Source organism: Intrasporangium calvum (genome assembly GCF_028446585.1).
In the GTDB taxonomy this organism is placed as follows: domain Bacteria; phylum Actinomycetota; class Actinomycetes; order Actinomycetales; family Dermatophilaceae; genus Intrasporangium; species Intrasporangium calvum_A.
The window spans coordinates 1-6,140 of sequence record NZ_JAPFQL010000125.1 but is presented as its reverse complement, the minus strand read 5'-3'; the positions used below and the strand labels follow the sequence as shown (position 1 = coordinate 6,140).

The window sequence follows — 6,140 nt, the reverse complement described above, 5'->3', positions numbered from 1 at the left end:
CGGCTCTCGGTCCCGCTCGGCTCAGGGGATGTCGTCGTTCTGGCCGTCGAGGCCGTCGATCGCATCCTTGACGTGCTGCTCGCCGGTGCCGATGTGGTCGCTGAAGCGGCCGCCCGTCTTGTCGTCGACGAAGTCGCCGGCCCGGTCGATGCCGTCGCCGATCGTGTCGCCGTGGTCGTTGACGACCTCGTGGATCTTGTCCTGGTTCTGTTCGACGAGGTCGCTGACCTTGTCCGCCATGTTGTCGAACATGCCCATGAGGCACACACCCTTTCGGTCGTCGGACGTCGCTGCTGACGTCGCCGTCCCACCACCCAACCACGCCTCTCGCGCGCGGTGGGCGCGGGTGGCGCGACGATCAGGTGAACGCGGATGTCACTACGATGCCGGGGTGAACGAGCCCGCTGACCAGCCCGCTGACCAGCCCGCCGACCCCAGTGCCGGCTCCGGTGCGGACCGGGGGCGCCGCCGGCCGCATGAGCTTCCCGACCTGCCGCAGGGGGTCACCCCGGCTCGCGTGCGCAGCTTCGTGCGCCGCGGGCGTCTCTCCGCGCTGACCCTCGACCGGCTCGAACGGCTCGCCCCGGCTCGTGCGCTGCCTGCCGGACCGTTCGACCCGGTGCAGGCCTTCGGCCGGACCGCGCCGGTCGTCCTCGAGATCGGCTGCGGCCACGGCCATGCCGCGATCGCCTTCGCGGCCGCTCACCCCGAGTGGGACCTCCTCGCCATGGACGTGCACTCGCCCGGCCTGGCGCGGATGCTCGCCGACGCCGACGCCGCCGGGGTGCCCAACCTGCGCGTCGAGCAGGGCGACGCGGTCGTCTTCCTCGAGGAGCGGGTGGGGGCCCGGGTCTTCGACGCGATCCACCTCTTCTTTCCCGACCCCTGGCGCAAGAAGAAGCACACCAAGCGCCGCTTCGTCTCGCCGACGAACCTCGACCTGCTCGCCCGCGTCCTCAAGCCCGGCGGTCACGTGCTCATCGCCACGGACCAGGCCTTCTACGCCGAGCACGTCCTCGAGGAGGTGGCTGCGCCTCCGCGGTTCGAGGCGCGCCGAGTGGACCGGCCGGACTGGCGGCCCCGCGATGGCTTCGAGGCCAAGGGTCGAGCGGCCGGCCGCGACATCCACGAGCTGCGGCTCGACCTCGTCGACGGACCCCGACGCAACACGCCCGGCGCCCAGACACCCCACGCGTTGCAGCACGGGTGAGTTTCTGGGCGCCGGGCGTGTTGCTGTGTGGATCTTTCGGTCGGGGCAACAGGATTTGAACCTGCGACCTTCCGCTCCCAAAGCGGACGCGCTACCAAACTGCGCCATGCCCCGTCGTACCCGTCGGCACGAAGAACCCGCGGGGGCGGGTCGATTTCAGCGGACGGGACGCGAACCAGTAGGCTAGCGCCTCGGATCGCCGGATCAACCAGCGGCCCTGCGGGCGTAGCTCAATGGTAGAGCCTCAGTCTTCCAAACTGATTACGCGAGTTCGATTCTCGTCGCCCGCTCCACGATCGTCCGCGCGGCTTCGGCCCGGGTCGCCTCCCGGGACCCCGGCTCCGCTTCGACCGGGAAGCCCGATCTGCACTGGAGTCCCGGGGCAGCACCGAGCAGTGGCTTCGAGCCGAACGGGTCCCGCAGGACCAATGTCACTTGACGTTGGGTTGTCAGGGGTCGAGCGTGAGTCTGTCGACCCTCGACACTCGCGCAAGGGAGGAACCCGTGGAGGACAAGACCAGAGCGGATCTCTTCACCACCATGGTGCAGATCCGAGCCTTCGAGGAGGCGATTCTCGCCGATTACCATGCCGACAAGAAGCCGGCCTGGGACATCGGCGCTGGACTGATCCCGGGCGAGATGCACCTGTCGGCCGGCCAGGAGCCGGTTGCTGCCGGTGTCTGCGCCCACCTCGACAACCGTGACGCCGTCACGGCCACGCACCGTCCGCACCATTTCGCCATCGCCCACGGCATGGACATCAACAAGCTGGCGGCCGAGATCTACGGTCGCGAGACGGGCCTCGGTCGCGGCCGCGGTGGTCACATGCACCTCTTCGATCCCGACACGCACTTCTCGTGCTCCGGCATCATCGCCGAGGGCTACCCGCCGGCGCTCGGCCAGGCGCTCGCGTTCAAGCGGCAAGGAGCCGGAGCCATAGCCGTCGCCGTCACCGGTGAGGGCGCTGCCAACCAAGGGGCCTTCCACGAGTCGCTCAACCTCGCCGCCCTGTGGAACCTACCGGTCGTCTTCGTCGTGGAGGACAACGACTGGGCGATCTCCGTGCCCCGCACCTCCTCGACCTCGGTGCTGTCCAACGCCGACCGCGCCGCGGCATACGGAATCCCGGGGATCCGCGTCGAGGACAACTCGGTCGAGGGTGTGTATGACGCGGCCGGTGAGGCCGTGCAGCGCGCCCGCAGCGGTGGGGGACCCACGCTCATCGAGGTCCACACCCTGCGACTCTGGGGTCACTTCGAGGGCGACGCCCAGGCCTACCGTCCCGAGCTACCCGAGGTGCCCGGCCGAGACCCGATCCCGTCCTACGAGCAGCAACTCATCGCGGACGCGGTCCTCGACGAGACCCAGATCGAGCAACTGCGCGACGAGGCGAAGAAGCGAGTGCAGGATGCACTCGACTTCGCCAAGTCCTCACCGACGCCGGACCCGTCCACCGCCACCCACTACGTCTTCGCGTGAGCCAGAGGAGGAGACAGCGATGACTGCAACAACCGAAGCCACCCGCCGCCTCACCGGCTCGAAGGCCATGGTCGAGGCGATCGCACAGGAGATGGAACGTGACCCCAACGTCATCGTGCTCGGCGAGGACGTCGGCACGTACGGAGGCATCTTCGGCTCGACGACCGGCCTGCTCGACACTTTCGGGCCGGACCGCGTCATGGACACGCCGATCTCGGAGACGGCGTTCATCGGCCTCGGCATCGGGGCCGCCGTGGAGGGCCTGCGACCGATTGTCGAGCTGATGTTCGTCGACTTCTTCGGCGTCTGCATGGACCAGATCTACAACCACATGGCCAAGATCCACTTCGAGTCCGGTGGCAACGTCAAGGTGCCGATGGTGCTCATGACCGCCGTCGGGGGCGGCTACTCCGACGGCGCCCAGCATTCCCAGACCCTGTGGGGCATGTTTGCGCACCTGCCGGGCATGAAGGTCGTCGTCCCGAGCAACCCGGCTGACGCCAAGGGCCTCATGACCGCGGCCATCCGCGACGACAACCCGGTGATCTACCTGTTTCACAAGGGTCTGCAGGGTCTGGTCTGGATGGCCAAGCAGTCCCGGGCGATGGGCAACGTGCCCGAGGAGCCCTACGAGGTCGAGATCGGCAAGGCGGCCGTGGCCCGCGAGGGTGCAGACGTCACGATCGTCACCCTGTCGCTCTCCGTGCAGCACGCGATCGAGGTGGCCGAGGAGCTGGCTCCGGAAGGCATCGACGTCGAAGTGCTCGACCTGCGTAGCCTGGTCCCCCTCGACCGTGACGCCGTTGCTGCCTCCGTGGCCAAGACGGGTCGTCTGGTCGTTGTCGACGAGGACTACCAGTCCTTCGGCCTCTCCGGCGAGATCATCGCCACTGTGGCTGAGCGGGGCGTTGCGCTCAAGTCTGCGCCCATCCGCGTGGCGGTCCCCGACGTGCCCATCCCGTATGCCCGGGAGCTCGAGTACGCCGTCCTTCCGCGTCAGGACCGGATCCGGGATGCCGTGCGGAAGGTCATGGGCTGAGCGATGGCAGACATCCCCTTCCCACACCTGTCGAAGGACAACCCCGACGCGGAGGGCGTCGTCGCGACCTGGTTCGTCGACGACGGCGCAACGGTCTCAGAGGGTCAGCTCGTCGCGGAGGTCGCCGTCGACAAGGTCGATGTCGAGGTTCTCGCACCCCAGGCGGGCACGGTCCGGATCGTGGTGGCCGAGGGCGAGGCGGCACTCCAAGGGGCGGTGATCGCGACGATCGACTGAGCGGCACTGGTCAGTGGTGCCCGCCGCGGACCGGGTTGGCGGCCTGCCCTCGCAGAGGATGCCGTATGCCGCTGAGCTCACTCCGCGCGGAAGCCGAGGGTCTCGCTGAGGTGGCTCTCGGCGCCCTCCGCCTCGAGTCCCTTCTCCACCGCGGCGGCGGTTCGCGGGGAGGGCCACGCGTGCCACCAGAACAGCGCAGCCGTCACGGGGAGCGCCACGAGCAGCGGAAGCCAGGAGTGCGGCGCCACCGTGAACGAGACGACGAAGGCGACGAGGACCGGGGCCTCCGCGATCGCCGAGCGGAGCACGGTCGTCGAGCCGAAGTAGCGCAGGCTCGTCCGAGCGGCGTTCTCGCGCGGCAGCCCGTGGGGCAGCGATGGCACCGCGTAGCCGAACACCGTGATCAGGGCGGTGGCGCCGACGACGGCCACGAGGACGATCGCGACAGCAAGCCACGACGGGGGCACCGGCTCGGGGTCGACGAGGACGCGCGTCGCAGTCAGCATGATGGCGCCGATCCCGATGGCGGCGCTGACGAGCTGCAGGGGGCGCAGCGCCGCGAGGGCAGGGTCAGGCGTTGGCGATGGGGACGGCGACGGGGGCGGCGGCGACGCGGACGGCATGGCCCGAGCATAGGAGGACGCATTTAGCCCGCAGGCCACGAGACCTATAGCATGGTGCGTCGGTGCGCGCAGACGGCAACCGACGGAGTTCACCTCCCCCGTCAGTCCACCCCCATCACCCCACAGCCGACATGGAGTACCCGCAGTGAAGAGTGCGCTCGAGACCCTCAGCCCGACCCGGGTCAAGTTGACCGTCGAGGTCCCGTTCGAGGAGCTCAAGCCGAGCCTCGATGCGGCCATCAAGCACATCGGCGAGCACATCCAGGTGCCGGGTTTCCGCAAGGGCAAGGTCCCGGCCCGGCTCATCGAGCAGCGCGTCGGTCGCGCCGCCGTCCTCGAGGAGGCCGTCAACAACGCGCTTCCCGACCTCTACGGCCGCGCCCTCGAGGAGAACTCCGTCCGTCCCCTCGGCCAGCCCGAGATCACCGACCTCAAGGTGCCGGCCACCGACGGTGAGGACTTCAGCTTCACCGCCGAGGTCGAGCGTCGTCCCGAGATCGAGCTGCCTGACTTCTCCGACATCGAGCTCACCGTCGACGAGGCCGTCGTGTCCGACGAGGACGTCGCGCAGCGCCTCGACGCGCTCCGCGCCCGCTTCGGCACCCTCAAGGGCGTCGACCGGCCCGTCCAGGATGGCGACTTCGTCTCCATCGACCTGTCGGCCGAGATCGACGGCGAGGAGATCGACGCCGTCAAGGGCGTCTCCTACGAGGTCGGCAGCAAGAACATGCTCGAGGGCATGGACGAGGCCCTCGTCGGCATGGCCGCTGACGAGACCAAGACCTTCGTCGCCCCGCTCGCCGGCGGCGAGCAGGAGGGCCGTGAGGCCAACTGCACCGTCACCGTGCTGGCCGTCAAGGAGCGCGAGCTGCCCGAGCTCGACGACGAGTTCGCCCAGCTCGCGTCCGAGTTCGACACGCTCGACGAGCTCAAGGCCGACCTGACCCAGAAGGCCGAGGTCGACGCGAAGTTCGGCCAGGGCGTCGCCGCCCGCGACCAGCTCCTGGACGCCATCCTCGAGCGCGTCGAGGTGCCGATCCCCGAGGGCATCGTCGAGGCCGAGGTCAACTCCCACCTCGAGGGCGAGGGCCGGCTCGAGGACGACGAGCACCGCGCCGAGGTCGACGAGAACACCCGCAAGGGCCTCAAGACCCAGCTCCTGCTCGACGCGATCGCGGAGAAGGAGGAGGTGCAGGTCCAGCAGGCCGAGCTCATCGAGTTCCTCGTCATGAACGCCCAGCAGTACGGCATGGACCCCAACGCCTTCGCCCAGACCCTCGACAAGGAGGGCCAGATCCCCGCCATGGTCGCTGAGGTCGCCCGTCGCAAGGCGCTCGCGTCGGTGCTCGAGAAGGTCTCGGTCAAGGACACCGCCGGCAACGTCATCGACCTCAACGAGGCAGTGCCGGGCACCGAGGCCGACGAGGCCGACGAGGCCGAGGGTGCCGAGGCTGACCTCGAGTCGGCTGAGGTCGAGACCGTCGAGGCGCCCGCCGCCGAGTCGGACGAGGCCGCCAAGGCCTGAGCCTGCTCGACGCAGTCATCCACGACG

Annotated in this window: 7 protein-coding genes and 2 tRNA genes; 6 read left to right on the top strand and 3 right to left on the bottom strand. The window is 69.2% G+C overall.

Going from position 1 to position 6,140, the window contains the following annotated elements; genetic code table 11:
• Nucleotides 1-21 precede the first annotated feature (21 nt).
• Nucleotides 22-258 carry an antitoxin gene (locus OO014_RS18605; protein WP_272463821.1) on the bottom strand — a complete coding sequence of 79 codons (237 nt, stop codon included), beginning with the start codon at nt 256-258 and terminating at the stop codon, nt 22-24.
• Nucleotides 259-391: 133 nt separating this feature from the next.
• Here OO014_RS18605 and trmB point away from each other — a divergent pair, with 133 nt between their 5' ends.
• Nucleotides 392-1,210: a tRNA (guanosine(46)-N7)-methyltransferase TrmB gene (gene trmB / locus OO014_RS18600; RefSeq protein WP_272463820.1), complete on the top strand. Its 819-nt coding sequence runs from the start codon at nt 392-394 to the stop codon at nt 1,208-1,210.
• A 40-nt stretch (nt 1,211-1,250) separates the two neighbouring features.
• Here the strand turns inward: trmB and OO014_RS18595 are convergent.
• A tRNA-Pro gene (locus tag OO014_RS18595) sits at nt 1,251-1,324 on the bottom strand.
• A 105-nt stretch (nt 1,325-1,429) separates the two neighbouring features.
• Between OO014_RS18595 and OO014_RS18590 the strand changes: the two genes are divergently transcribed.
• The 4 genes from OO014_RS18590 to OO014_RS18575 all read left to right on the top strand — a co-directional run bounded on the left by OO014_RS18590 (nt 1,430) and on the right by OO014_RS18575 (nt 3,965).
• A tRNA-Gly gene (locus tag OO014_RS18590) sits at nt 1,430-1,503 on the top strand.
• Between the two features lie 211 nt (nt 1,504-1,714).
• On the top strand, nt 1,715-2,689 hold the full coding sequence (locus OO014_RS18585) for a thiamine pyrophosphate-dependent dehydrogenase E1 component subunit alpha (protein ID WP_272463819.1): 975 nt from the start codon (nt 1,715-1,717) through the stop codon (nt 2,687-2,689).
• Nucleotides 2,690-2,708: 19 nt separating this feature from the next.
• Nucleotides 2,709-3,728, top strand: a complete 1,020-nt coding sequence (locus OO014_RS18580; protein ID WP_272463818.1) for an alpha-ketoacid dehydrogenase subunit beta — start codon at nt 2,709-2,711, stop codon at nt 3,726-3,728.
• Nucleotides 3,729-3,731: 3 nt separating this feature from the next.
• Nucleotides 3,732-3,965, top strand: a complete 234-nt coding sequence (locus OO014_RS18575) for a lipoyl domain-containing protein (protein WP_272463817.1) — start codon at nt 3,732-3,734, stop codon at nt 3,963-3,965.
• A gap of 77 nt (nt 3,966-4,042) precedes the next feature.
• Here the strand turns inward: OO014_RS18575 and OO014_RS18570 are convergent, their stop codons facing one another.
• Entirely contained in the window at nt 4,043-4,588 is a 546-nt protein-coding gene (locus tag OO014_RS18570; RefSeq protein WP_272463816.1) for a hypothetical protein, read from the bottom strand.
• Between the two features lie 145 nt (nt 4,589-4,733).
• On the opposite strand from OO014_RS18570, the gene tig reads away from it, so the two are divergent.
• On the top strand, nt 4,734-6,113 hold the full coding sequence (tig, locus tag OO014_RS18565) for a trigger factor (protein ID WP_272463815.1): 1,380 nt from the start codon (nt 4,734-4,736) through the stop codon (nt 6,111-6,113).
• Nucleotides 6,114-6,140: the final 27 nt, after the last annotated feature.

What these genes read in the sequence shown, in the direction of transcription:
- OO014_RS18605 (WP_272463821.1), bottom strand. Translation starts at nt 258, where the DNA reads ATGGGCATGTTCGACAACATGGCGGACAAGGTCAGCGACCTCGTCGAA.
- OO014_RS18580 (WP_272463818.1), top strand. Translation starts at nt 2,709, where the DNA reads ATGACTGCAACAACCGAAGCCACCCGCCGCCTCACCGGCTCGAAGGCC.
- OO014_RS18575 (WP_272463817.1), top strand. Translation starts at nt 3,732, where the DNA reads ATGGCAGACATCCCCTTCCCACACCTGTCGAAGGACAACCCCGACGCG.
- OO014_RS18570 (WP_272463816.1), bottom strand. Translation starts at nt 4,588, where the DNA reads ATGCCGTCCGCGTCGCCGCCGCCCCCGTCGCCGTCCCCATCGCCAACG.